This is a genomic window from Microcystis wesenbergii NRERC-220 (assembly GCF_032027425.1).
Lineage (GTDB): Bacteria > Cyanobacteriota > Cyanobacteriia > Cyanobacteriales > Microcystaceae > Microcystis > Microcystis wesenbergii_A.
Genome location: NZ_JAVSJA010000001.1, coordinates 4,604,734 through 4,629,826, shown reverse-complemented (window position 1 = coordinate 4,629,826; position 25,093 = coordinate 4,604,734). Strand labels below are relative to the sequence as shown.

Annotated in this window: 22 protein-coding genes and 1 tRNA gene; 4 read left to right on the top strand and 19 right to left on the bottom strand. The window is 43.7% G+C overall.

The annotated features are described in order from the left end of the window. Nucleotides 1-413: 413 nt before the first annotated feature. Nucleotides 414-1,277, top strand: coding sequence for a helix-turn-helix domain-containing protein (locus RAM70_RS22540; RefSeq protein WP_312675708.1), 864 nt, complete (start codon nt 414-416; stop codon nt 1,275-1,277). A gap of 54 nt (nt 1,278-1,331) precedes the next feature. On the opposite strand, the gene RAM70_RS22535 is transcribed toward RAM70_RS22540, so the two are convergent. From RAM70_RS22535 to RAM70_RS22465, 15 genes are all read right to left on the bottom strand, one after another. Continuing rightward, a complete protein-coding gene (locus RAM70_RS22535) occupies nt 1,332-1,844 on the bottom strand; it encodes a dihem cytochrome c family protein (RefSeq protein ID WP_045360536.1) in 513 nt (170 codons plus the stop codon). 651 nt (nt 1,845-2,495) lie between these two features. Then, a complete protein-coding gene (locus RAM70_RS22530) occupies nt 2,496-4,868 on the bottom strand; it encodes an ELWxxDGT repeat protein (protein WP_312675706.1) in 2,373 nt (790 codons plus the stop codon). A gap of 131 nt (nt 4,869-4,999) precedes the next feature. Then, on the bottom strand, nt 5,000-5,341 hold the full coding sequence (locus RAM70_RS22525) for a DUF4347 domain-containing protein (RefSeq protein WP_312675704.1): 342 nt from the start codon (nt 5,339-5,341) through the stop codon (nt 5,000-5,002). A 129-nt stretch (nt 5,342-5,470) separates the two neighbouring features. Next, entirely contained in the window at nt 5,471-6,439 is a 969-nt protein-coding gene (locus tag RAM70_RS22520) for an RpnC/YadD family protein (protein ID WP_312675702.1), read from the bottom strand. Nucleotides 6,440-6,460: 21 nt separating this feature from the next. Beyond that, nucleotides 6,461-7,447: an RpnC/YadD family protein gene (locus RAM70_RS22515; protein WP_312675700.1), complete on the bottom strand. Its 987-nt coding sequence runs from the start codon at nt 7,445-7,447 to the stop codon at nt 6,461-6,463. A gap of 54 nt (nt 7,448-7,501) precedes the next feature. Further along, nucleotides 7,502-7,804 carry a DUF4347 domain-containing protein gene (locus tag RAM70_RS22510; RefSeq protein WP_312675698.1) on the bottom strand — a complete coding sequence of 101 codons (303 nt, stop codon included), beginning with the start codon at nt 7,802-7,804 and terminating at the stop codon, nt 7,502-7,504. Between the two features lie 204 nt (nt 7,805-8,008). After that, on the bottom strand, nt 8,009-8,416 hold the full coding sequence (locus RAM70_RS22505) for a type II toxin-antitoxin system VapC family toxin (protein ID WP_045360544.1): 408 nt from the start codon (nt 8,414-8,416) through the stop codon (nt 8,009-8,011). Nucleotides 8,417-8,421: 5 nt separating this feature from the next. After that, nucleotides 8,422-8,682 carry a hypothetical protein gene (locus tag RAM70_RS22500; RefSeq protein ID WP_002733873.1) on the bottom strand — a complete coding sequence of 87 codons (261 nt, stop codon included), beginning with the start codon at nt 8,680-8,682 and terminating at the stop codon, nt 8,422-8,424. Between the two features lie 183 nt (nt 8,683-8,865). Continuing rightward, nucleotides 8,866-9,048, bottom strand: a complete 183-nt coding sequence (locus RAM70_RS22495) for a hypothetical protein (RefSeq protein WP_072024871.1) — start codon at nt 9,046-9,048, stop codon at nt 8,866-8,868. Between the two features lie 1,036 nt (nt 9,049-10,084). Continuing rightward, the gene (locus tag RAM70_RS22490; protein WP_312675695.1) at nt 10,085-11,302 is read right to left on the bottom strand and encodes an ATP phosphoribosyltransferase regulatory subunit; all 1,218 of its coding nucleotides are present in this window, start codon (nt 11,300-11,302) and stop codon (nt 10,085-10,087) included. 38 nt (nt 11,303-11,340) lie between these two features. Further along, nucleotides 11,341-12,279 (bottom strand): J domain-containing protein, encoded by a 939-nt coding sequence (locus tag RAM70_RS22485; RefSeq protein ID WP_190380391.1) that lies wholly within the window; start codon nt 12,277-12,279, stop codon nt 11,341-11,343. Between the two features lie 322 nt (nt 12,280-12,601). Further along, nucleotides 12,602-13,432 carry an inositol monophosphatase family protein gene (locus tag RAM70_RS22480; protein ID WP_045360551.1) on the bottom strand — a complete coding sequence of 277 codons (831 nt, stop codon included), beginning with the start codon at nt 13,430-13,432 and terminating at the stop codon, nt 12,602-12,604. Nucleotides 13,433-13,446: 14 nt separating this feature from the next. Continuing rightward, complete coding sequence (locus RAM70_RS22475; protein ID WP_190380390.1) at nt 13,447-13,815, bottom strand: 2Fe-2S iron-sulfur cluster-binding protein; 369 nt, start codon at nt 13,813-13,815, stop codon at nt 13,447-13,449. 165 nt (nt 13,816-13,980) lie between these two features. Next, on the bottom strand, nt 13,981-16,254 hold the full coding sequence (locus RAM70_RS22470) for a hypothetical protein (protein ID WP_312675688.1): 2,274 nt from the start codon (nt 16,252-16,254) through the stop codon (nt 13,981-13,983). Further along, nucleotides 16,251-17,192, bottom strand: coding sequence for a homogentisate phytyltransferase (locus RAM70_RS22465; protein WP_190380388.1), 942 nt, complete (start codon nt 17,190-17,192; stop codon nt 16,251-16,253). Before RAM70_RS22465 ends, RAM70_RS22470 begins: the two co-directional genes overlap by 4 nt. Before the next feature lie 246 nt (nt 17,193-17,438). Between RAM70_RS22465 and RAM70_RS22460 the strand changes: the two genes are divergently transcribed. After that, nucleotides 17,439-17,525, top strand: a tRNA-Ser gene (locus RAM70_RS22460). 464 nt (nt 17,526-17,989) lie between these two features. On the opposite strand, the gene RAM70_RS22455 is transcribed toward RAM70_RS22460, so the two are convergent. Further along, the gene (locus tag RAM70_RS22455; RefSeq protein ID WP_045360557.1) at nt 17,990-18,652 is read right to left on the bottom strand and encodes a class I SAM-dependent methyltransferase; all 663 of its coding nucleotides are present in this window, start codon (nt 18,650-18,652) and stop codon (nt 17,990-17,992) included. A gap of 106 nt (nt 18,653-18,758) precedes the next feature. On the opposite strand from RAM70_RS22455, the gene RAM70_RS22450 reads away from it, so the two are divergent. Next, nucleotides 18,759-21,911, top strand: a complete 3,153-nt coding sequence (locus RAM70_RS22450) for a hybrid sensor histidine kinase/response regulator (protein ID WP_312675685.1) — start codon at nt 18,759-18,761, stop codon at nt 21,909-21,911. 114 nt (nt 21,912-22,025) lie between these two features. Beyond that, a complete protein-coding gene (locus RAM70_RS22445) occupies nt 22,026-22,184 on the top strand; it encodes a hypothetical protein (RefSeq protein ID WP_190357825.1) in 159 nt (52 codons plus the stop codon). Nucleotides 22,185-22,634: 450 nt separating this feature from the next. Here the strand turns inward: RAM70_RS22445 and RAM70_RS22430 are convergent, their stop codons facing one another. The 3 genes from RAM70_RS22430 to RAM70_RS22420 all read right to left on the bottom strand — a co-directional run bounded on the left by RAM70_RS22430 (nt 22,635) and on the right by RAM70_RS22420 (nt 25,089). Next, the gene (locus tag RAM70_RS22430; protein ID WP_045360646.1) at nt 22,635-23,411 is read right to left on the bottom strand and encodes a type II restriction enzyme; all 777 of its coding nucleotides are present in this window, start codon (nt 23,409-23,411) and stop codon (nt 22,635-22,637) included. 29 nt (nt 23,412-23,440) lie between these two features. Beyond that, nucleotides 23,441-24,355: a DNA adenine methylase gene (locus RAM70_RS22425; RefSeq protein ID WP_045360561.1), complete on the bottom strand. Its 915-nt coding sequence runs from the start codon at nt 24,353-24,355 to the stop codon at nt 23,441-23,443. A gap of 218 nt (nt 24,356-24,573) precedes the next feature. Further along, nucleotides 24,574-25,089, bottom strand: a complete 516-nt coding sequence (locus tag RAM70_RS22420; protein ID WP_045360563.1) for an alpha/beta hydrolase — start codon at nt 25,087-25,089, stop codon at nt 24,574-24,576. Nucleotides 25,090-25,093 lie beyond the last annotated feature (4 nt).

Here is a 25,093-nt window from a genome sequence, read left to right as displayed (position 1 = left end):
GGGTGTGGGGTGTGGGGTGTGGGGTGTGGGGTGTGGGGTGTGGGGTTTTACCGATTTTGAGGTAGTCAATTACCTAATTTTCAGGGAAAAAGTGCCTGAATTTTACCCCCGATCACTCCAATGGTCAGCACTTTTTGAGGGAAAAAAAGTCTAAAAGCTTTATCCAACAAGGTTTTTAGATTTATTCAGCCAACCCTAATTAGCGATCAGCTGAGAGTTCGAGAAAAACAAGCATTGAGAACAAATATATGTACTAACTGGCTAGTGCAGTTCCCCTAGTATAAAAAACTTAACTTTTGCAAGTATTGCCGATTTTTACCGGTTTTTGGAACCTTTTCGCCGGTAATGATGACAAGGTAAACAGATTATCCCAAAATAACAAAATCGAGATTATCATCTAATTGGTATAGATTATGACTGGAATTATGAGTCAACTCAGTCCCCTACAAGCCGAACAAATCAAGGAAATCGGGACTTATTTACGTCAAAAACGAGAAGAAAGCGGCCTGAGCATAGACGATATCGCCGCCCTGACGATGATTAGAGTACCAATGCTAGAAGCGTTGGAAACGGGGAATTGGCAGAAATTACCAGAATTAATTTATGTCAAGGGATTTATCAAACGCTACGGTGATGCTCTAAAAATTGATGGTAAAGCTTTAGCCGATCGCTTGTCTCCTAGTGCGGAACAATTAGCTCAAGAGGTAACTATCCCGAAAACACTGCCCACAAAAGTTACCCCTCTCCCCAAGGCTGAACCCGCTGCCCCAAAAGTGGAACCGGTGAAACCAGAAAAACCAGCCCTGGAAACTAGCCCCCAACCGGCTAAATCAACCTTTTTCGGGATGTATCTCTGGCTAGGCTTGCTGGCGGGCATATTTTGCGGTATTGGCTATCTTTTCCTCCGTCCCCCTCTCTCTAACCCCCCTGCCGTTACTCCCTCTCCTTCCCCTATAGTTTCCCCCGCGCCGGTAGTCCCTCCCGCACTGGTAGCCTCTCCTTCCCCTCCTCCTCAGCCAAAAGTTCCCCTCTCAGCCCAGGTAACTATTGAACAGGCCGCTTGGGTAAGGGTAATTGCCGATGGCAAAAAAGTCCATGAAGGCAATCTCCAACCCGGGACTAAACAAACTTGGACAGCCCAAAAGAGTTTAAATATTCGATCGGGCAATGCTGGAGGTGTTAAAATCTCTCTTAACGAAAAACCTGCCCAATTAATGGGTAAAGCTGGTCAAATCGGCGAAATCACCCTAACTGCACCTCCTCTCAGTGATCAGTAAACAGTAATCAGTAATCAGTGAACTAAAAACTCACATCTGAAAACTGATAACTGATCAGGCTGCATCATCCCAGATGGGGGTAAGGGTTTGATAATCGTAGCGGGAAGCGTTGGGATGACAGGTGACACAGGTGGTATGACCCATAGGAGTGGGTAAATTGACCCTAGGATGCAAAACCTTTACATAGGTGGACTGTTCAATTAAGAGGGGAACGAAAGTAGTCTGGGTAAGAGGGCGGGAAGAATAACTGAGATAATCCCAGATAAGACGCTGAGTAATGCCAACAATTGGTTTTAAACGGATACCATAGTGAGAATTAGGGTTTTCTAGGATTTTTTTCCAAGTTTGACTGGGTAGGATGCTGGGAGGAATGGCAATATGGCAAGTGGCACAATTTTCTAGATAGGTTTGCTGTCCAATTTGATAACGATTCAGCACTGTATCCGAGGAGGGAGATTGCGCGATCGCTGGTTCTTTAAGTAGCGAAGCCAGTAGAATACCCCCTAGAATACTGAGGAGAAAGAGGATAAGAAAAAAAATCGATTTCACTTGACCGCTGGAAGGCATGACTGGGATGACGGGTAATTGAACACAATTTTGACACTCTCGCCATCACAATGCCAAGCTGTGTGATGGGAGATTCTTGCTTCACAGAAACCTGCTTTTTGAGACGAATCCCAACGAGTCTTACAGTCTCTCCACAAGCTTAAACTCCTGACTGCCCATCAGTATTTGGGAGCTTCTGGTTTATGTGTGGAAACGAGGTCTATACTGATATTTTCTAGTTTCTTCCTCGGCTCGACTGAGCGTTCGACTGATCTCACGCCGAAGGCATCGCCGAACGTCAAAATAGCCCTAAAAGTCTTGCTTGATAGGTATTTCACGGTTTCATAAGCAAAAATTAAGTAGGTAGGCGTTAAAAATTATCAGATGCCCCCTTATCAAGGGGGGACTAAGGGGGGATCAGAGGCAAAATCCATTTTTAATTTAATTATATAGCGTTTCCTAAGCTAGTGAGGTACACTTGTTTTTCTTCCCTTTTGCCTTTTGCCTCTTGCCTTTTGCCTAAAACCCATAACTTTTGTACCTCAGCAGACTGAAAAACGCTATAACCAGCTACTTATAACACAAAGTCGAGAAGAGCCTCTTAACTTTTTTTGTATCAAAATTACTTGAACGGGAGCATTAAAAGGGGAGAATTAATCCCCCCCCATTAATTTAGACAAAGAAACTATTGACCGCAATAGTGCCGAGCGCCGGTAAAGTACCCGTTAACCCAGTCAGATTAATCACCAAATCATTAGCACTTTGGAAACCCGCCGTACCGTCGTTGATAATCAGGTAAGTAGAAGAACTATTGTCCCGCACTAAAACAGCACTGTTAATTCCGAGAGCTTGATTTCCGGCTGTTGCCCCATTAGCATCGGTAAAGACGTTAGTAACAATGGTGTTAATATTGGTCGTGGTGCTATCTGTTGCCCGGGTAAAAGCGACCGGGGCATTAATGGCCGCACCAGCTTGACTAAGCAGGTCAATTTTATCAGTACCAATGGCAAAATCCGTAACTCGGTCTAGGGCTGTCGAGGTGGACTGACTAAATTGGAAGATGAAGATGTCTGTCCCCACCCCACCGGTTAAAGTATCGATTCCAGCAGCACCATTGAGGCTATTATTGCCACTATTCCCTGTAATCTGGTTATTTAAGCCATTACCCGTGCCATTAAAATTACCAGTACCAGTGAGAAGGAGATTTTCCACGTTGTCAGGAAGGGTATAGGAAATGGAAGCTTGCACGGTATCGGTTCCCTGGTTGAGAGCTTCAATGACCAAATCCCCGGCATCATTTACCGTATAAGTATCGTTACCATCTAATCCAGTCAGGGCATCTGCTCCAGAGGTTCCCGCAAGGGTGTCCGGACCAGAAGTACCGATAAAGTCATCATTATTGATGGTTCCCGTAGCAGTAGCGGTGGTAATGGTAGCACCGTTGGTGGGATTGGAGAGGGTGACGGTAAAGTTTTCGTTCGGTTCTACCGTTGTATCCCCCTGAACGTTAACAGTAATTACTTTTGAGGTTTGCCCCGTCGTAAAACTCTCGGTTCCTGACGGTAAGATTCCCCCAACAAAATCAGTGGCATTGGCAGGATTGCTGCCGCTGCCGGTAACTGCCCAGTTGACGTTATTGGTTCCCGTGGTATTAACCGAACGAGTGACGGTGAAAGTGAAAGCTTTACTGCCTCTATTCCCTTCGGTTTGATTGGCATTGGTGGCGGCAATGGCGAGGGTGGGGGTACTCACGGCCCACAATTCCCGACCGTTCACGCCGTCATCGGCAGTGAAGTACAGGGTGCTGCCCACTACCTTTAGATTGCCGGGGATGGAGTCTTTGGAACCGGGGCGGATGTCGGACACCAGAACCGTACCGGCCGCCGTGCCGTCGCTCTTCCACAATTCATTACCGTTAACCCCGTCATCGGCAGCGAAAAAGAGGGTATTGCCCATCACCGTTAGATTGCTGGGGTTGGACGTAGAGGAACCGGGGTTGATATCCTTATCCTTGACCAGAACCGTACCGGCGGCCGTGCCGTCGCTCTTCCACAATTCATTACCGTTAACCCCGTCATCGGCAGCGAAAAAGAGGGTATTGCCCATCACCGTTAGATTGCGGGGGTAGGAGCCAGAGGAACCGGGGTTGATATCCTTGACCAGAACCGTACCGGCGGCCGTGCCGTCGCTCTTCCACAATTCATTACCGTTAACCCCGTCATCGGCAGTGAAAAAGAGGGTGTTGCCCATCACCGTTAGATTGCGGGGGTAGGAGCCAGAGGAACCGGGGTTGATATCCTTGACCAGAACCGTACCGGCCGCCGTGCCGTCGCTTTTCCATAATTCAAGACCGTTCACGCCGTCATTGGCAGCGAAGAACAGGGTGTTGCCCACTGCCGTCAGATAGCGGAGGTAGGACCAAGAGGAACCGGGGCGGATATCTTTGACCAGAACCGTACCGGCGGCCGTGCCGTCGCTTTTCCACAATTCAAAGCCGTTCACGCCGTCATAGGCATTGAAGAACAGGGTGTTGCCCACTACCGTCAGAGATTGGGGGGGGGGGGTAGGAGCGGAACCGGGGTTGATATCCTTGACCAGAACCGTACCAGCTGCCGTGCCGTCGCTCTTCCATAATTCATTACCGTTAACCCCGTCATTGGCAGTGAAAAAGAGGGTATTGCCCACTGCGGTCAGACTGCTGGGGGAGGGACCAGATAAACCGGGAAAAATATCTTTGACCAGAACCGTACCAGCCGCCGTGCCGTCGCTCTTCCATAATTCATTACCGTTCACGCCGTCACTGGCAGTGAAGAACAGGGTACTGCCCACTGCCGTTAAATTGCGGGGGGAAGACCAAGAGAAACCGGGGGCGATATCTTTGACCAGAACCGTACCGGCGGCCGTGCCGTCGCTTTTCCACAATTCAAAGCCGTTCACGCCGTCAAAGGCTTGGAAGTACAGGGTATTGCCCAGCGCCGTCAGATATTTGGGGTAGGAGTTAAAGGCACCGGGGTTGATATCTTTAACTAAAAAAGGAATTGACATGACTGACTTTTTCCTGAATAAAGGGTGAAAATTAAACAATTAAGTGGTGGTGCAAAATAAATTTCCTGGTGAAGAAAGGCACTCATGCAAGGGGGGGGGTTAGATTTGTGTCATTAATTTTGCTTAGGTACTTAAGCCGGCAAAGAAGGGTATATCTGGCTGAAAAACCCCAGATGTCTGCAACTCCGACAAATCTGAGGTTTCAACAGTGGTAAAAAAGCGGATATTTGTTCGATTCCGTCTTGATTGGCAGAGAGAATAACCGTGGCGACTTCTGGAATTACCCCAGCTTGGAGACTTTGATAATCGCTAACACCAGCATCGAGGAAAACTACAGTATTTAATTCGGGTGCGGTTAAACCCTGATTTCTCGCACTATTCACCTGATTAACTTGACTCAAGCCATCAGATTGAGCAAAATTGAAGAAAACATCGTCAACAGCAGGAAGGCTCGGCAACAGGGTAGAAGTCATGACACTGACCGCAAAAGATTAATGCGACTATTTTGTGCAAACAATCGCCAATTTTTCAAGGGGGATATAACAAAAATTTACAGAAAACGGGTTTCTTAAAGGAACCCGTTTTCTAGATATTGGATAAGATTATTGGATTTTTGCCAAAGACTGCCTAAATTCTGCGAGAGAATTAGCGGTAGCTGCTAATTTTAGTAGCTCTTCTAAGATAGTAGGGTTAGTCATTTTGCCGATTATCTCTTCAATTTCTGAAGAAATCTGTCCAAACCGCACGGTTAAAACTGTTTTTATGTCATCGCGGCTTTTTTCTAACGCTCCAATTTCCTTGCCTATTTCTTTACCGCGTTCTATCCCTCGTAACTCCATATTACTTACTAAAGGCATGGTTCTTTCCTCCTCAAATTGTTTGATTTTACTCTCTAAACTTGACTGCAATTCAGGGGATAAAGTCATCATATTGTCGATGATTTCAAACAGTTTAATTATCTGTTCTCTCTCGAACTCCTTTTCATATAATCCCCTGATTAACCTCCACTTCCACTGTTCCCGTTGTGGCAGCTTCCCAGTAGTCGCTTTTGTTTTCAGGTGTGCCATGACGATTATAGCAAAGGGATTGCTACTTGCTTCTAGTTCTGACCAGCTTTCCTCATAGTCCAGTAATTTGACTGTTGGGAATTTCAAACTCACTTCACAGCCAGCGATAGTATAATTATAGGAATCTGGTCGCCAATTTACTCGTTCATCTCCTAATATAGCGAGACTGATAACTGGTTTCTGATACAAATCAAAGGCCCGATAGTTATAAATATACATCCTCTGAGGGAAATTTTCTTCGTACTGGCTTTGAATTTCAATATGAATCAAAATCCAGACTTCTTCACCCCTGAGTAACCAAACTTTATAGAGTTTGTCAGCAAAACGTTTTTTTGTCCTTGCTGAAGCGGTAATCCGTTTGAGTTCTTTTTCTAGAGATTCGGGAATTTTTGTCCAATCAATCAATTGGTGAACTTCAGGAAAGAAGAAATGTAAAAACGCTTCAAAATACTCGCTTAATGCTTCTTTCCAGGATTCATCATAATTGGCGGTTGTTGGGTTCATTGGAGAAGAAAATTACTGAGACTATTGTTCTAAAAGTTGATGCAACTCATCAAAAGAATTAACGGTTAATGCCGATTTCAGTAACTCGTCTAAAATCGATAATACAGAAATTTTATCCACAGCTTGCTCAATTTCTATTGGAATATCACCCAATCGCGTTTTCAGCACCGTTTTAACATAGTTACGAGCATTTTCTAACGCTCCAATTTCCTTACCTATTTCCTTACCAATTTCCTTGCCTATTTCTTTACCGCGTTCTATCCCTCGTAACTCCATATTACTCATTAAAGGCATGGTTCTTTCCTCCTCAAATTGTTTGATTTTACTCTCTAAACTTGACTGCAATTCAGGGGATAAAGTCATCATATTGTCGATGATTTCAAACAGTTTAATTATCTGTTCTCTCTCGAACTCCTTTTCATATAATCCCCTGATTAACCTCCACTTCCACTGTTCCCGTTCTGGCAGCTTCCCAGTAGTCGCTTTTGTTTTCAGGTGTGCCATGACGATTATAGCAAAGGGATTGCTACTTGCTTCTAGTTCTGTCCATCTTTCCTCATAGTCCAGTAATTTAACCGTTGGGAATTTCAAACTCACTTCACAGCCAGCGATAGTATAATTATAGGAATCTGGTCGCCAATTTACTCGTTCATCTCCTAATATAGCGAGACTGATAACTGGTTTCTGATACAAATCAAAGGCCCGATAGTTATAAATATACATCCTCTGAGGGAAATTTTCTTCGTACTGGCTTTGAATTTCAATATGAATCAAAATCCAGACTTCTTCACCCCTGAGTAACCAGACTTTATAGAGTTTGTCAGCGAAACGTTTTTTTGTCTTAGCTGAAGCGGTAATCCGTTTGAGTTCTTTTTCCAGGGATTCGGGAGTTTTTGTCCAATCAATTAGTTGGTGAACTTCAGGAAAGAAGAAATGTAAAAACGCTTCAAAATACTCGGTTAATGCTTCTTTCCAAGGTTCATCATAATTGGCGGTTGTTGGGTTCATTGGAGTTGTTTGCTTACTCCTAGGCTATGAAGCGCGATAGCGTAACGCACCGATTTAATAATAGAGGTGAATGGTGGTAATCTGGGGATTTTGTGGTAAAAAAGCGGATATTTGTTCGATTCCGTCTTGATTGGCAGAGAGAATAACGGTGGCGACTTCTGGAATTACCCCAGCTTGTAGGGTTTGATAATCGGTAACACCAGCATCGAGGAAGACTACAGTATTTAATTCGGGTGCGGTTAAACCCTGATTTCTCGCACTATTCACCTGATTAACTTGACTCAAGCCATCAGATTGAGCAAAATTGAAGAAAACATCGTCAACAGCAGGAAGGCTCGGCAACAGGGTAGAAGTCATGACATTGACCGCAAAGGATGACTTCGACTATTTTGTGCAAACAATCGCCAATTTTTCAAGGGGGATATAACAAAAATTTACAGAAAACGGGTTTCTAAATAGGCGTTTTCTCATGGTTTCTTGAAAAACCCCATTTTCTCAGTTTCGTGGGTTGTTGCAAGATATGCAATCTGAACGACGTTCATAAATTGTATTTTTATTAGTTTATGGGACACAAACAATTCCTAATCCTGCCATTTGACGAATATGATCATCAAAAGCGAATACCTTAAATATTTGTAAACGATGAGCCATAACTAAAATAGAACAATCTGTGTAACTCCATTTTTTATCATTGTACTTACAGAAAGCTTCCCATGTTGCCAGATCATCGCTATCTGACACATTGATATAACGATGATCTTCTCTTAGTATTTGACCCACTTGGATTGAGGCTCGACTAGATACCTTGCTCCGAATCCAAGTAACAGTTTCATCGAATACCGATTCCAGAATAATCCAATTATTATGAGGATTTTCCAAGTAATATTTTTGAGCGCTTTCGTGATGAGTTTCAGATTTGACAAAAAAGGCAATTAAAGCAGAAGTATCAACAATAATTTCTTTGTCCACAATTTTTAATAAATAATTTCATCGATGTTTTCAGCGTAGTTAGTTACAACTTGACCCCGATTATCTTGTCCGATAATATATTTAGGCTCAGGTTGGACAATTTCTAAACTTCCACAAAGTTCCCAAGTACGAGTCTTAGTAATATCTGGTAATTCAGCTTGAACATAATTTTCCAAAGCTTTGATAACAATCTCTTGAACCGAGGATTTTTGTTCTTGCAAACGAGATATTAATTCGTCGGGAATTTCGATCAATATTTGAGTCATTGATAAACCTTAGAGATTAACGTTGTTTTACTAACATTATAGCCTGTTTGTGAATTATAACCAAGAGACGCAAATGCAATTACCTGAATCAGTTACCAAAAGGCTAACAACTGTTCACTGATTCAGGTGATTCGCCATAAGTCCAGAAAACGGGTTTCTGAAGATTGTCTCTCAATTACTCCCTCACAATGACAATTTTAGCGGGTCATGGCGAGAAGGCGATGGCCACAAGTCCAGAAAACGGGTTTCTTCAAGAAACCCGTTTTCTGGGTGAACTTCGGGAAAGAAAAAGTATAAAAACGCTTCAAAATACTCGGTTAATGCTTCTTTCCAGGGTTCATCATAATTGGCGGTTGGTTGTTTCATGGCGAGTCGCTACCAATTGGAAAGTTAGGCGATCCTCTAGATTCATTATTCCCCATAAATATCATCAATGCTACTTGTCGTCACAAAACTTCCCATTAGAGCAACCTACATCTACATCTTTGTTCTAACATTTATTGGTAAAACTATATAATGCCGTCAGATATTTGGGGTAGGAGTTAAAGGCACCGGGAAGGATATCTTTGACCAAAAAAGGAGTTGACATGATTTTTTCCTGAATAAAGGGTGAAAATTTTAAAATCGCCGTTTCCCGCACTTGGGACAGTCCTAGTCGTTACCATGCCAAGAAGCGGCTCAATCATCGCCGTCAGCGTTGGGTTTCATGCTTTAACCCAACCCACGTTCATCTCTGGTATAGATTAGAATCGATTATTAACATTGATTTTTGCTTATGATTTATTATGGTTTCAGTGGGTATTAATGGGGGTTATTATAAAGTTTTTTGAACGGCTCTTCTGGTTTATGTGTGGGAACGAGGTCTATACTGATATTTTCTAGTTTCTTCCGCCGCTCGACTGAGCGTCGCCGAACGTCAAAATAGAGCTAAAAGTCTTGCTTGATAGGTATTTCACGATTCCATAAGCAAAAATTACCACACAAAGTCGAGAAGAGCCAAAAAATATGTTGAGAATCAAGCTACTCCGTCTAAGGAAACGCTATCCTGTTAGTCTTTTTTACTGGTCGCAATTCATCTCCCGCTAACCGCGGGGGCGGTGTAACGGGAGTCCTCTTGCTCCAATTTAGATAGGGTTTGCTGAATAAAGGTGAAATGTAGGCAAGGTAAGGGTTTTGTGGCTTTTCTCGCGAAACAGGTGCAAGATTTTGAGAGAATCGTGCTTCAAAACCTTGCGTCTTCATCGGCCCGCGTCCTGTAGGGGTGAAGCATTCGGATAAAAAATCTACGGTTTCACCGATAGGTTATTGCCCGAATGCTTCCCCCGTACTTTTTGCCGCAAACCCTAGATAGAGTCCTATAGCAGCGGGCAGAAGGCAGTATTTCCGCCGCTTTTGCCACCTTTTAGAGAGATTCTTCGATCACGGAACCATCTTCTTGCACCCAGGCGAGATTTTTAATCATCCGATCGCGGGCATAGGTACGAATTTGTGCCTCGCTGCGACCACCTAAATCGATCGCCACTCTCAGATTAGGATCACCGTTGCGAAGAGAGCGAGCTTTACTAAAAGTCGCTATCTGGGCGTTATTACCCAAAGGGATAAGTAACCAGTCGAGGGGAGGAGCTTTACTGGGTAAAGTCTGCCCTGATAATAAACTTTCGTGCAGTTCTTCGATATTCAGGGAAAAACCGATACCCGGAGCCGATTGGTCCTGGGGATGAAAAACGCCCAATAATTGATCATAGCGTCCGCCCTGGCCTAAAATACTGAGATTTTGCTGGTGATAACTAACCGCTTTAAAAACGATGCCAGTGTAGTAATCAAAGGTTTGAATCAGACTTAAATCGAGAATTAGGGGGAAAGGACCAGAGCGATCAGCATTAAGCAGCTCGACTAGGGATTTAAGGTTATTAACGGCTTTTTGGGCCGATTCTTCCTGGGCTAATACTGCCACTTGTGCGAGGACATCCTCAGGATTACCGCGCAGATGAAATAATTGTCGGGCTTGCTGCCGGAGGATTTCGTTGGGATAGGGAAGATTTTCGAGGCTAACGTAGTCCAGGAGGGCTAAACAGCGTTTCACCTGTTCCCGCAAGGGACCTGGAAAAGGGGAAAGTAGGGAACGAGTCAAACCCGCTTCTCCTAAAATAATCTGCCAGTTAGGGACGGCCAAACTATCGAAACAGTCGGCCAGGAGCAGTAAAATCTCGGCATCAGCTAGTAAACCGCCAGAAAAGAGCAGTTCTACCCCCGCTTGATAGAATTCCACTTGACGACCGTGATAACTGGCGCTAGGGCGACGAAAAACGTTAGCCCGATAACAGAGACGTTGGGGATAGGACTCCCCACTCATGCGGGTGACGGCACTACGGGCAATGGAAGCGGTTAATTCAGGGCGTAATCCCGATAGTCCTTGGCTATCCCCGTGGAGTTGGATTACGGTGGTGGGATCGATCGCACCGCCTGCGGTGAGGGTATCGAGCCATTCAATGGTGGAGGTGACGATCCTTTGATAGCCCCAACGCTGAAAGACAGACTGAAGGCGATCGTTAATCCAGCCTTTTTGGGTAACTTCTAGGGGTAATAAATCCCTGGTCCCCGCCGGGGGTTGATGAATCATGGGAGTTTGCTAATCAAAATCGGTGGCACTGGTCAGTCCTATTTCTTTTTACCACCAAATCGAGACCAAAAACCGCTATTGCGATCTCCTTCCCCTTTTTGTCCATTCTGATGTTGCACTTCAATATTAGGATTAACTACTTTATCTAGTTCCTGTTTACACTTAATCACCGTCGCATCTTGGGGGCTGGTTTGCCAGGCGCGATTGATATGAACCCGGGCCATGGAGGGTTGATTTTGTCGCAGGTAGGCTAAACCGAGCAGGGCGTGACAGATGCCGTTATCCGGTTCTTGCCGCAGGGCATCGCGCAATTCTCGCAAAGCTTGGGCGGGATTATTTTGGTCAAGAGAGGCTTGAGCGCGGCGAATATAGGCTTCTAGTGGCGATTCCTTGGCTTTAGCCCGGGCTGCCGTGGGGACAGTAGCCCCGACTAACTCGGACTGGTTAGGATTGCCTTGGGAGATAAAGACTTTCCGGGTGGTTTTCTTGTTGCCCTGACCTTCGGTTAACATCAGATAAACCAGATTGAGTTCACTGAGTTGGGCGATTTTCTGATAGGCATTTTCTAGGGCGGTATATTGATCGATCGCCAAAGATTGCAGGATTTTTTGATAGGCTAATTCATGGTTAGCGCTAGATTGGGCTAGTTTTCTAGCCGGTTCGCTACTGATGGTGATTTTACCCGAATCCCTCGCCATTGCCTTGCCCATTTCTGTTAAAACAAGGCGAAATTCTTCGCGAGACGGGTTGCGGCCGAGATGTTCGTAGGCAGGGTTAACTAATTTTGAGAGTAAATGATGAGCCTGTTCCCTTTCGGCGGGGGTGTAAGTGCGACAGGTATCGGGATGGAGTTTATGGGCGATTTTTAAGTAACGCTGGCGAATCTCCTGATGCTCGGCATCGATCGAGACTCCTAAAATAGCGAAGTGATCGATTAAATCAAATTGAAACAACCCCTGGGAAATTGGAAAAGTCATACAGCGGCTCCTATCTCTAATCAAAATGATAACGCCATAAATAGAGTTTGCTGAAAAAGTTTGTTGGTGGAGTTAGGAGTCGGTCGTCGGCCGCCGGTCGTCGGTGGGGGAAGTCAGAATAACAGAATGACCTCGCGCGCCTGGAAGCGGCACCCTTTGCGTTCTCGCATAGCGAGTGCTTTGCGTTCGCCTCCGGAAAGTGCCAGGGTTTTGAGTCCCTCGGCTCGATTTCTCAACGTTTGTTTCTGGCACTTTTTGGGGGAAAAAGTCCCCAAACCCTTTTCTAGCAAAGCTTATGCTGATATTCAGCCAACCCTAAATATTAAAAGGATTCAAACTGAAACCTCCAAGAGGCAGCTTTTTGCAGAGCTTGGCTTAAGGGGGTGTGAATCTGTCCGTTAGTGGCCAGAATTCGCCCCGTTTCCATCCTAAAAGGACTCTCATCATAGGCGCTAATTTTACCCCCAGCTTCTTCGATCAGAATAATTCCCGCGGCCATATCCCAGGGATTAATCCCTCGTTCCCAATAACCATCTAAGCGCCCACAGGCCACATCGGTTAAGTCTTTGGCAGCGGAACCGCTCCGGCGTACGCCTTGGCTCAGATGGGTCAGATAACAGAATTCGGCATAATTATTATCCTGGGTTTGACAGCGATCGTAGGCAAAACCCGTCACCAGTAAACTTTTTTCTAGTTCACTCGTCCGGGAGACATGGATGGGACGACGGTTCAGGGTGGACCCTAAACCCCTGGCTGCCCGAAATAGTTCCTTTCTAAAGGGGTTATAGATAACTCCCACTGCTGCTATCCCTGCGATCAGTAGTCCGATGGAGACGACGGATACGGGATAACCGTGGGCATAGTTGGTGGTTCCATCGAGAGGATCGATCGCCCAGAGATAGTCGCTGTCCGTCCCTGGCATTTTTCCCGATTCTTCCGCTAAAATCCCATGTTCGGGAAAGTGACGGCTAATAATTTTGAGAATTTCTCTTTCTGCTCGACGATCTATTTCCGTCACTAAATCGCCTGATCGCCCTTTTTCTTCTATTATCTCGATTTTACACCAATTATCGAGGATAATTGTTCCCGCCGCTAGGGCGGCTTCGCTGGCAATGTCTAGGTATTTTTCTAATTGGCTGCTGGTATCTGGCACGATTAATCCCTAATCTATTCTTCATCTAAGGGTAAACCAAAACGCACTTTGCCACGAGCAAAAAAGCGACCGAATTGCAGTTCATAGACTTCATCTTCGTCTTGGGTGGCTACTTCCATATCGCTGCGGGCATAACTAACACAAAGTAAAGCATAACCTCTGGCTTTTAATTCTGGCGATAGTCCGATCGCTTCTGGTTGGTGGATATCTCCTGATAATACCCTGACCGCGCAGCTGGTACAAGCTCCATTGCGACAGGAAAAGGGTAATTGATAGCCCTGTTTTTCCAGACTGTGGAGTATATAGTTATCCTCGGCAACGGTGGTGGTAATTTTTTCGCCCGTCTGACGATTGTGAACGGTGATTTGATAATATTTAGTCATAGTTTAGTTAGTCGGAAATTATAGATGCAATTCTAGATAGTTCTGAATTTAGTGGCTATTTTGGTCGGCTATCTTGATTATATCATCAATAATTGCTCGAATAGTTATCATTTTGACCAATGCTCCTTGACAACTGTTAACTTGTCTTGGGTCACTTGCCAATTTTTATGGCTCTTGAAAATTCATATTTTTTAATCTAACTGCACCGTCGATAATTGAGATTTCCTGGAAGCCAATTTCCACGATCGCATCTAATCCCTTACCGATAATTTTAACTGCTGGGGGACGACTTTTCTGCACGGTCATCACCAGAAAAAATTCCTCGCTACCCGTGGCTAAAATGCGCTGACCTGTATTAGTTTTCTCGACTTTTAAAGTCACGGGAGTGATAAAAGTTCCCTGCATAGTTGCCCGATTTTGAGTGATAGTAAAACTATTTTTTCCGAGAGTGACATTTCCCTGGGTATTCATCACCCAAGTTTTATTAATAAATTCTGGTTGCTCGACTTTACCTAATAATTTATCCATCAAGACGAATAATCCGGGAGAACCAGAGGAAAGACCGTAATCGACGGCGAAAGAGCGAACTAGAGCGACTTCTGCGGGTTCACCCTGAGCGGAGCCGAAGGGTGGATTAGCTCTTTTAACCCTGATTTTATCAGTTTTTAAGGTAATTACTCCCGAACCATCGGGACTAGATTGAAAAGATATCGGTTTTGCCTGTCGCCAAGGCGGTGTTTTCGGGAAAGTAACGGTATTTTCCGAATTCCAGTCGCCTTTTGACCCCTCAAAACTCGCCCAATGTCCTCCTAATCCCCAAATTCTCACACTAGCGACATCGGGAAAAGACCATCCCCCCACAAAAGGTTGCTGTTTGAGATAGATACTAGCGACAAAATCCTCTTCATTTTGCCACCGATTACGAAAAGTATAAAATCCCTTTTGTTGATCAACTAAAACGCGGGAAAGTTGGCGTTCGGGATTTTCTGGAATAAGATTAGATGGATAAGCAGCGAGAAGAAAAGGGGCAATATGAGGATAATGGGGGTGAAAAAGTTGTTTTTCTTGACCTTGTAATCGCCATTTTACTGCTGGTAGCAATGATTTATCGGTAATTCCCAATCCGATAGTTAATAAAGATACTCCTACAAACATCTGATGTCTGCCATAAGCAGGAATCAATAATTGACCATTCTTAGGGACAATTCTGGTTAAATAATGGGGGATTAATTGGGCTGCCGGGGAACCAGCTACTAAGTCTAATCCGAGACTATTTCGATACCCTTGCAGAAAAGGAAAAACAGCGAGAACCATGGGTTCGGTGCTGTATAAATCTCCCTCCGTGCCAAATCCTCGATCGCCGATAGCTGTGGTAAAATAGCGTTCGATGTGACGTTTGGCCATTTCCACCTGTGCAGAGGGAGAATAGAGAGGATCGGCTGGTACATCTTCCTTGAGAATCGCTAAACTGGCTAAACCTGCCGCACCTCTGGCCCGCGCATTCCAGTTACTAACTGCGTCTCCATTCCAGCCATTTTTGGGTGAATCACCTTTGAGAAGTTTTTTACTTTCACTGAATAACCAGCCAGTAATTTCCCGTTGGCGCTTTTCTCCCCAAAAATCATAACAAAGATCGTAGGCGAGAGCGACTCCGGCGACAATTGGCGATTGTTCTAAGATTCTCCTGCCCCGATTTTTACGGGTTTTTTCGAGAATTTCCCAGGCGGTTTCTGCTGATTTTCTATCTTGATTTAAAATTGCTAAAAAACAATGACCTGTGGCATGATAACCCCCATTAGGCACATAACCATCGTAATAAATTTTTTCCTGTAAACTGTTGTTTAATTGGGCGATAATAGTTTGACCGATGGGAGTTTTCGCTTTTTCTCTGAGATTAGTTAATTCTGACTTGCGAAAGATTAAACGGGGATGTTCTCGCGGTTGTAGGGGTTGGTGATTAGGGACAGGATTAGGCCATAAAGGGGAAATTGTGCCATTAACTGTGTTTTGTAGTCTTCTTCCCCCTAAAGTACCTTGATAACTGCCGATAAGTTGGTCTTGGTAGGGGACAATTTCGATATTATAGATAGCTTCCCTGACTTCCGCTTGCCAAGGGTGAGTTTGAATGTTCATTTTCACCTGTAATCGCCAAGCATTGTCTAATTTAATCGTTTTTACCGTACCTTGGTGATCCACTTCTTTGTTAAATTTGGGTGCGTATCCCCACACCGATGGCTGACAAACGGCACGATCGCATCTTAAATCTAGGGTAAGATATTGATAAACGGGTTTATCTTGCCACAGTTTCCAAACGCCATGTTTCAGGGTTAAACGAAGATTGCCGGTTAATAATTGCGGCTCTATGGTTTCTTGACTAGGTGCGCTTGTACCACTTAGCCAAAGTAAGGGAATCGCCGCTAAAAAAGGAGATATTTTCACAGTAAACAAGCTAGGGGGAATATAAGGTATTCTAGGAAGAATAATTTCCAAATAAATTGGTAAAATCGGCTGATTTCGCTTTTATCTTCTAAATTTACTCCGCGACTACGCCACCAAAGAAGAAGAAGTAGGAGCAGATGGGCGACAATGGCCAGAGAAGAATTAATTCCTGTTATCCCCAAGAGGCCGACGGCAATCATCCCTGCATAACACAGCGAAATTGTCAAGAGGGAAATTATTAAGATTTTTTGAGGACCGAGAAGGAGGGTAAAAGTGGTAATTTGGTAAATGCGATCGCCTTCTAGGTCAGGAACATCCTTAAAAATAGCGATCGCAACGGTGAAAACGAGAACAAAAGCTGTTAAAACCCAGATCGAGGGATAGATAGACTGATTTTGATTAATAACTGTGTTGTAGTGGCGAAAAAGACCTAAATTGACGATGACACCCCGGACGGTAAAAATACAGAAGGCGGACCAGAGGGGAAAGCGTTTTAAACGCACTGGTGGCAAGGAATAGGCCGTACCGATGAGTAAACTAATCCCCACGGTGATTAACAGCCAAAAACCACCGATAAAAGCCAGTATAATTGCTAAAATACCGCTAAAACCCACGATTAACCCGCCTGTTAACCGAGAAAATTCGCCCTTGGCTAGGGGAAGATGGGGTTTATTGATTTTATCGATGTCGATGTCTTCCAACTGATTTAAACCGACGATATAGACATTACCCGCAAGACAAGCAGCCCAAGTGAGCAATAAAACCGACCAATGGCTAAAAAAATCGCTAATATTGCCTAAAGCAATTAAATACAGACTTAAAACACTGAAAGAAGTGCCGATAATCGTATGGGGACGGGAAAATTTCCAGAGACTCCCTAACCAGTGGAGAAAGTTAGGCCGGGGATGGTTAACTGGAAGAAAAGGAGCTTGATTCATCGGACCTCTGGTAAAAATCAAAAATTGTCGTGGTTGGTGAGGAGTCAGTGGTCAGTAGTCGGTCGTCAGGAGAATTACGAGTGAATAATAATCAATTAAATGGTCTATTTAGATATTTTATGCCACTTAATCCTTATTTTTGACGTTTTTAAACCCTCAAAAATCAATTAGGCAAGAGGTCGATCAAAAAAAATCAATCCTAGGGCAAGTAATCTGTTAAAATGATAATCCAGACTCAAACCCTGTGGAGAGGTGGCAGAGTGGTTGAATGCGGCAGACTCGAAATCTGCTTTAGGGTCACACCTAACGTGGGTTCAAATCCCACCCTCTCCGTTGAACTGATAATTTGGTGCTGTCATTCTCAGCTATAATTTTTTGTCAACTATCTTAAGAGATAAGTAGTCGTGCAAAATTAATTTCCTAGTGAAGATAGGCAAGAGGCAAGGGGCAAGAGGCAAGAGGTGGTTAGATATGTGTAATTAATTTTGCTTAGGTACTTATAAGTAGCGAGACACAATTAATTAATTACAGATAAGCTAAAACGCATCTAAGATGCGTTTTAGCAAGGCAGGAGGAATAAGCGGTTGAGAGTTTTTTGAATTATCAAGATATGTAACTTAAGTGCGTCTAAGCTTATCTAACTGTCTCTTGCATGAGTGCCTATCGTAACCAAGAAGTTAATTTTGCCCTATTACTTAGCTTTGTCGTGGGTGGTTTTGGACTGGTGACTAAATTTAGACAATAAAAATAAACCCTGATTGTTAAGAGCAAAAGCTTTTCTACTCTCCTCCACTTCTTCACTTTTTCATGGCTAGGGTCAAACCATCACCAATAGGAATAATACTGATATTTACCCGTTCATCCTGCTGAATTTTGGCATTAAGTGAACGGATAATTTTGGTGCGATTATCGGTGTTATCGTCCGTTGCTACCCGTCCCGACCAAAAGACATTATCGATAGCGATAATTCCGCCCGTTCTGACCAATTGTAACGCCTGTTCGTAGTAGCGATCATAATTACTTTTATCGGCATCGATAAAGACAAAATCAAAACTATTACTTTCTCCTGCGGCGATTAATTGATCTAAAGTCTCCAGGGCTGGGGCAATTCTTAAATCGATTTTAGCGGCGACACCGGCCTGCTGCCAATAACGGCGGGCTATACTGGTATATTCTTCGCTTAGATCACAGGCGATCAGCTTGCCTTCCGGGGGTAAAGCTAAGGCCACCACTAGAGAACTATAACCGGTAAAAACCCCTATTTCTAGGGTTTTTTTCGCCCTGATCGCCTGTACTAAAAAAGCCATAAACTGACCTTGTTCGGGGGCAATCTGCATGACTGCCAGGGGTTGAGAGGCAGTTTCTTGACGTAACTGAGCTAAAATCGGGGGTTCTCGCAGACAGATAGATTGATAATAGGAATAAAATTGTCGATCGAGTCCAAGAGTTTGATTAGCCATAAAAAAATTGCTAGTGGATGAAGTTATCGGGTAGAATTCTGGGTAACCTGAAGCTAGAGAGAGCGTATTGGTTGACCAAAAAGGAAGACTTGGCAGGAAGCAAATCATGATGAAACCCGACTCGGATCATCTCTTTAACGAAGATCTCGAACAGTTGTTAGAGAGTTTAGAAGACAAAGACAGCGACGGTGAGGAGGCTCTAGACGAACTCAGCTTTTTATTTGAGCAGAGTTCCTCTCCGGCAGCCAGGTCTGGGGCTTCTCTTGGCCAAACCCCGTCTTCCTTGCCCTCAGAACGGGAATTACGGGAACTTTTTGGCGGTAGCATCAATTGGGAAGAAGCCGCCACTAATGATCTTTATTTTACCCGTAGGCCTGCGCCAAAGTCAGAAGCAGAAGATGGGGATGATCTGGAATCTCGGCTGTTAGAAAATGCAGCAGTCCGGGACTCAGAAGCAATTATAACCATCAGCAACCCCAATTTTTACGACAGCCTTGAAGACTTAGAAGCTTTTCTGGAAAAACCCACTCCACGAGCGCAATCGCCACTGCCAGACATCTTTGAATCCCTAGAAGCCCTCCTCTCGGAATCCACGGCAGTGGAACGGGAGGCTGGGGCGGAACATCTCCAACGGTTAGAATCACTGGAACTTGCCACAGAAAGCCACCTAGAGAATAAATTCAAGGATTTAGAAAAACTCCTCAAAGAAAGCAGTCAGGTGATGGGAGGAGTTCCGGCCTCCAGTTTCAGTCCACCAGCACGGTTAAATAACGGGCGTCCCCTTGTCAGTAAAGCTTTTGAACAGACGATGCGGGTGCCGATCAAACAATTGGATAACCTCAGCAATCTGATCGGGGAACTGGTGGTTAAACGCAATTGCCTTGAACAGGAACAGAAGGACCTGGGTCTCTTTTTGGATAATTTGCTTAACCAAGTCCAAAAACTCAGCGATGTGGGCAGTTGGCTGCAGGATCTCTATGAAAGAACCCTCCTAGAAGGGGCTTTGCTGGCTAGTCGCAATTCCCGCGGTGCCATCGGTTACGGTAGAGTTAAGGGAGAAAATCAGGGCGATTCGGCTATGACCGGCAAACAAGATGCCCTAGATCTCGACCAGTTTGATAATGATTTCCATAAAAAAGCGCAAAATATAATCGAATTGATCGTGCGAGTGCGAGAATCGGCCTCTGATCTTCAATTTGTCGTCGATGAAACCGATCAGGTGATGCGTAGTCTGCGACAGGTTACCACCCAACTACAGGAAGGGATGACCAAATCCCGCATGGCTCCCTTTAGTGAAACTGCCGATCACCTACCCCGGGCAATTCACGATCTGTCCCTGGAACTGCATAAACAAGCCAAATTAAAAGTGGAAGGGGGTGATGTTCTCATCGATCAGATGCTCCTTGAACATCTCCTTAGTCCCATGACCCATCTGGTCAACAATGCGATCGCCCACGGCATTGAATCACCCCAAGAACGCATGGCTAAGGGGAAACCTGCCCTCGGTACGATCTCTGTCCAGGCATTCCTACAGGGAAATCAAACCGTGATCACCGTTAGTGATGATGGGGCCGGTATTGATGCGAATCGGGTTAAACGCAAGGCGATCAAAAAAGGACTAATCAGCGATCGGGAAGCTCAACACCTCAGTCCCCAAGAAGTCTATGAACTCCTCTTTCGCCCCGGTTTTAGTACCAAAGATCAGGCCGATGGTATTTCCGGTCGTGGGGTGGGTTTAGATGTGGTGCGTACCAGTGTAATCGATGTGCGCGGGACCGTTACTATTGACTCGGTACTGGGCAAAGGAACCACTTTTACCATCCGTTTACCCCTAACCCTGAGTATCTGTAAGGCCCTCTTTTGTGTTAGTGATCGTGCGCGCATCGGTTTCTCCAGGGACGAAGTGGAAGAAGTCCTCCTCCCCAAAAGCCTGGAGGTCAAGGTGGGAAAGGTGGAAGAGGTGAAAGAGGTGAAGATGAGCTTTTACCAGCCCAGGGATATCCAAATGGATATGGATGGACGGCGCTGCGTTTTCTGGCAAAATACTTTACTACCTTTCCAACCCCTGAGCGAGTTGCTTTCCTACAATCGGCGGGTCGGTCGCGGTAGTTTTTACACCGGCAAACAGGAGGAAGACTCTTTTTCGATCGTGATCCTGCGCGGTGGTAATAATCTCTTGGCAGTGCAGGTAGATCAAGTGATCATGTCAGAGGACCGATTCCGAAGCTCGCTACCGGAAATCGTCATCAAACAGATCGAAGGACCGATTCCGAAAACGGTTGGGATTGCTGGGGCGACGGTTTTAGGCGATGGTACGGTGATGCCCATCGGCGATGTGTTAGAGTTAATCGACATTGCCCAGGGTCGTCTGCGTACCGATAAGGGGAGTCCTTGGCGCCAACCAGCCCCCCCCGTAGAGGTGGGAACTGGCCAAAAATCCGAGACTATGGTGCTGATTGTCGATGATTCGATTACTGTCCGGGAATTGCTCTCTTTAACCTTTAGTAAAGCCGGTTATCGTGTGGAACAGGCCCGGGATGGTCAAGAAGCTTGGGAAAAATTACGCGGCGGTTTGCCCTGTGATATCGTTTTCTCCGATATCGAGATGCCCCGCATGAATGGCCTGGAATTACTGTCTAATTTGCAAAAAGACCCCCGATTAGCGGCGATTCCCGTGGCTTTCTTGACTTCCCGAGGAGCGGACCTTCATCGCAAGGAGGCGGCGAAATTAGGAGCTAGTGGTTATTTTACCAAGCCCTGCCCGGACAGAGATTTACTCTCGGCAGCTGAAAAAATGATTGCGGGGGAAGTGTTACTAGCTGATAGTATTAAAGCGGCTCGTAATCAGCCTTTATCCTCTCCTCTGGTCTTGATTGTCGATGATTCGGTAATAATGCGAGAAATGTTAACGATTTCTTTTGTTAAAGCTGGTTATCGCATTGAACAGGCCCGGGACGGTTTAGAAGCATGGGAAAAATTACGGGCCGGATTAGCTTGTGATCTGATTCTCTGCGATATCGAAATGCCGCGCCTGAATGGGTTAGAATTGCTCTCTTGTCTGCAAGAGGATGAACAACTTCAGGGGATACCAGTAGCGATGGTTACCGCGCAAGGGGCGCAAAAAATGCAGCATCTCGCCGCTGCTAAAGGGGCAAAAGGTTTTTTTGTCAAGCCCTATATTGAGAGTGTTTTACTGTCGGCAGCCCAACGTTTGATCGCTGGTGAGGTATTAATCCAAAAAGAAAGTCTTGTAGATTAAGTTCAGTGGGACTTAAGTTTTATCGAGGAGAATTTCTACTAAGGTTTTTACCGTTTTCTCTAACTGTTCAACCCGCTGCTCTAAACTAAGAGAAGGATCGGGAGGTTTTCAACCATGAATCCCTCGCAAAAATGCCTCCCGCATTGTCCTGAAATCCCAAGTGCAAATGGTCAAGGAGAAACCATTGAAGAAGTCAAAGAAAGCTTAAAACCTTTAGCTGATATTCGTCGAGGACTACCAAAAGAAGCGATCGAGGAAACAATTTCCCTATGAACAAGATGATTTAATCAGTATTATTCGATATAGACAAATTGAAAAAAGACGAGAAGAAATCGCCCAAAATATCCATCAAGTGCGTCAATACTACCAACAAGGGAAAGTCTTTCGGGGAAACATTGATGATATTATCGCAGAATTAAACAATGACTAAATTAATTCTAAGCTCATCCTTTAAACGAGCTTTTAAGATAATCATTAAAAGCCGACCCGATTTAAAAAGCAAAATTGAGGCTAAATTAAGATTACTTGCTGACGATTTAATTATCTTTTCTATAAGTATGCTACAGGTTTTGAAAAATGTTATTACAAGGGTAAACGAGGCATTTTTTGCAGATCAAAATGGTCGATTTATTCTAGGGTTCTCATGAGAGACATTCTAGATTCTGATCCGCTTAATCAACAATGAGTTAATTGCGTCTAACTGATATGAGAACTACGATAAATTTAGCTTATGATTTCAAATCTCGCTGAGTCCACCAGCTTAATACTATTATAATTGTCTGGATTTTCAAACTCGAATTTCCATAAATAATATATATTTGATTTCTTAGCAAAAAATAGTGTAACAATTTTCTTTTTAGTATGCAGTTGCCATTGTCTAGATGGATAATATAACTGTCTGATAATTACATTGTCTATACTTAAGTTTTTGGCTTCAATCAGGACAATTTGGTTCTTGCCTTCATATCCTGCATCCACCTCTGTTTGTACACCTTTAATTTTAAGAACATGATCATTAATTTTTAGTGTAAATTCAGGGGTATATTTTCTACCACGAATGGTTAATACTAGGCTATTATCTTTGATAAAGTGACGAATTAGACTCGATGCGTAAGCGAAGTCCAGATGTTGCATTTCTGAATCACCTATCAAAGAAGTTTCTAATTGAAAATCTAATAAAGTTTGATAATTTTGTATGGGTGTTTCTATGATAGGAATATCAACATAACCCTCGCCCTTTAATATCACATACTCTCCATTCTTGACTGGTAAAATAAACAATCCTAGCTTTTTAAAAACTTCTGGACGGCTTTCTCTTGTATCTTGTTTACATAAAATTCTTACTTCTCTTTCCCCTGTAGTTTCAAAATGTTTTGTGGCTGCCTTAATCTGTTCAGCCTTAATAAAATAAGGATGATTACAAAAATCATAATCGTGCAAGTTATATCTATCGAATACAGCTTGCCACCCTCGATCTCTTGAAGAAATATTTTTATTCATGTCCTCTTTTCTGTTAGGCTTAATTTTTGTCAATTATTGATCAGTAATTCCCAGATTTCTCCCCTATTATTGCCCTGGGAATTGATATTTCGTCGGGCTTTTACCCGTTGAATATTATAATTTTTATATAAATCATCAAAAAAATTGTTGTCAGAGTCAAAGTTTTTAACGTCGGAATTGCTTAAAATAAATTTATAACCAGCCTGATCCACTCGATCAATAAATTGTTTTAATCGTATTTGCTCCTCATCGTTAAAATCTTCTTTAGTATAAGAGGTAAAAGCTGATGTTTTTTTAATCGGTTTATAGGGAGGATCAAAATAAAATAAAGTCTTGTTATTGGCATAATTTAGGGTTTGGACAAAATCCCCTTGTAGGATCGTCACTTTCTGTAAATGATGGTTGACAGCTAATAAGTTTTCTTCATTGCAGATCAATGGTTTGACATATTTTCCAAAAGGGACATTAAAAAGTCCTTTGCTATTGACTCTATAAAGTCCATTAAAACAAGTTTTATTGAGAAATAATAACAAAACTGTTTTTTCTATATCGTCATCGCAGCTGCGAGAATTAAATTCTATTCTTTTATCCAAAAAAAACTTTTGTTGTTCCTCTAGATTTTTAAGTTCATAAAAATCCTGCTGAATTTTTTTTAGCTTGACTATTAATTCTTTGACATTATTTTTAATAACATTATAAGCCATGATTAAATCAGGATTGATGTCATTAATAATAACTTTTTGGACAGGATAAAAATTATTTAAGATTGAGAATAAAACCGCCCCACCTCCGACAAAAGGTTCAATGTAGTTAAACTGACAATCTTGAGAAATCTGGGAATTAATCAAAGATAGAATATTGGGAACCAGTTGAGTTTTGCCTCCCGCCCACTTTAAAAAAGGTTTGCCGCTAACTGTTTTCCTTCGAGACAAAGAAGTGGTCATTATTCCTACCAGATTATCCTAATTTATTCAATTTACAGCGCAATTCATGAAAACCTGATCAGAGAATGCGTTACGCTGGGCTAACGCATCTGAATATCCAATATAAGTAACTGATTATAATTAAATTGAAGATAGATTTTGGGTTTGATCCCCCCTGCCCCCCTTAATAAGGGGGGTATCGGACAATTTTTAACACCTACCTACTTATCTATTAGATATCAGAAAGGTAAACGGGGCATTTTTTTCAATACTGATTCAATTTGGTTGATTAAATCCAGCAGACGATTGCCATCCAGATGAACCTCGCTGGTGGGATAATTGTCGAGGACTTCGATGATTTGAATCTCGTTATCGTTGAGGGCAGAAGTGACTAGGGAACCGCGTAAAGCTTGCCGACTAGCGGCTCGATTGGGGGTGTGGACAATTTCGGCGGCATAGTCTAGCAAACTTTCGCCAAAAAAACTATTAAGAAATTTGGAAAGAAAGACGGCATCCACCGCTACCCGACGATTAAGGATTTTGCGGAATTCTTCGGGTTTTTGGTTAGCCATCTTTAATTGTGCCGCTAAAGCGGGAGCTAATTCGCCTGTTTCGCTCAATTGCTTTAATTCTGATACCGATACGGACCCTTGGAAGATGTAGTATTTGATGATAGCTGATTCGGCGGCTGACAAAGACTGACAAACACCGAGAAAGATAGATATTCCTAGGGGAAGTAAAAGATTTTTGAACATAAAC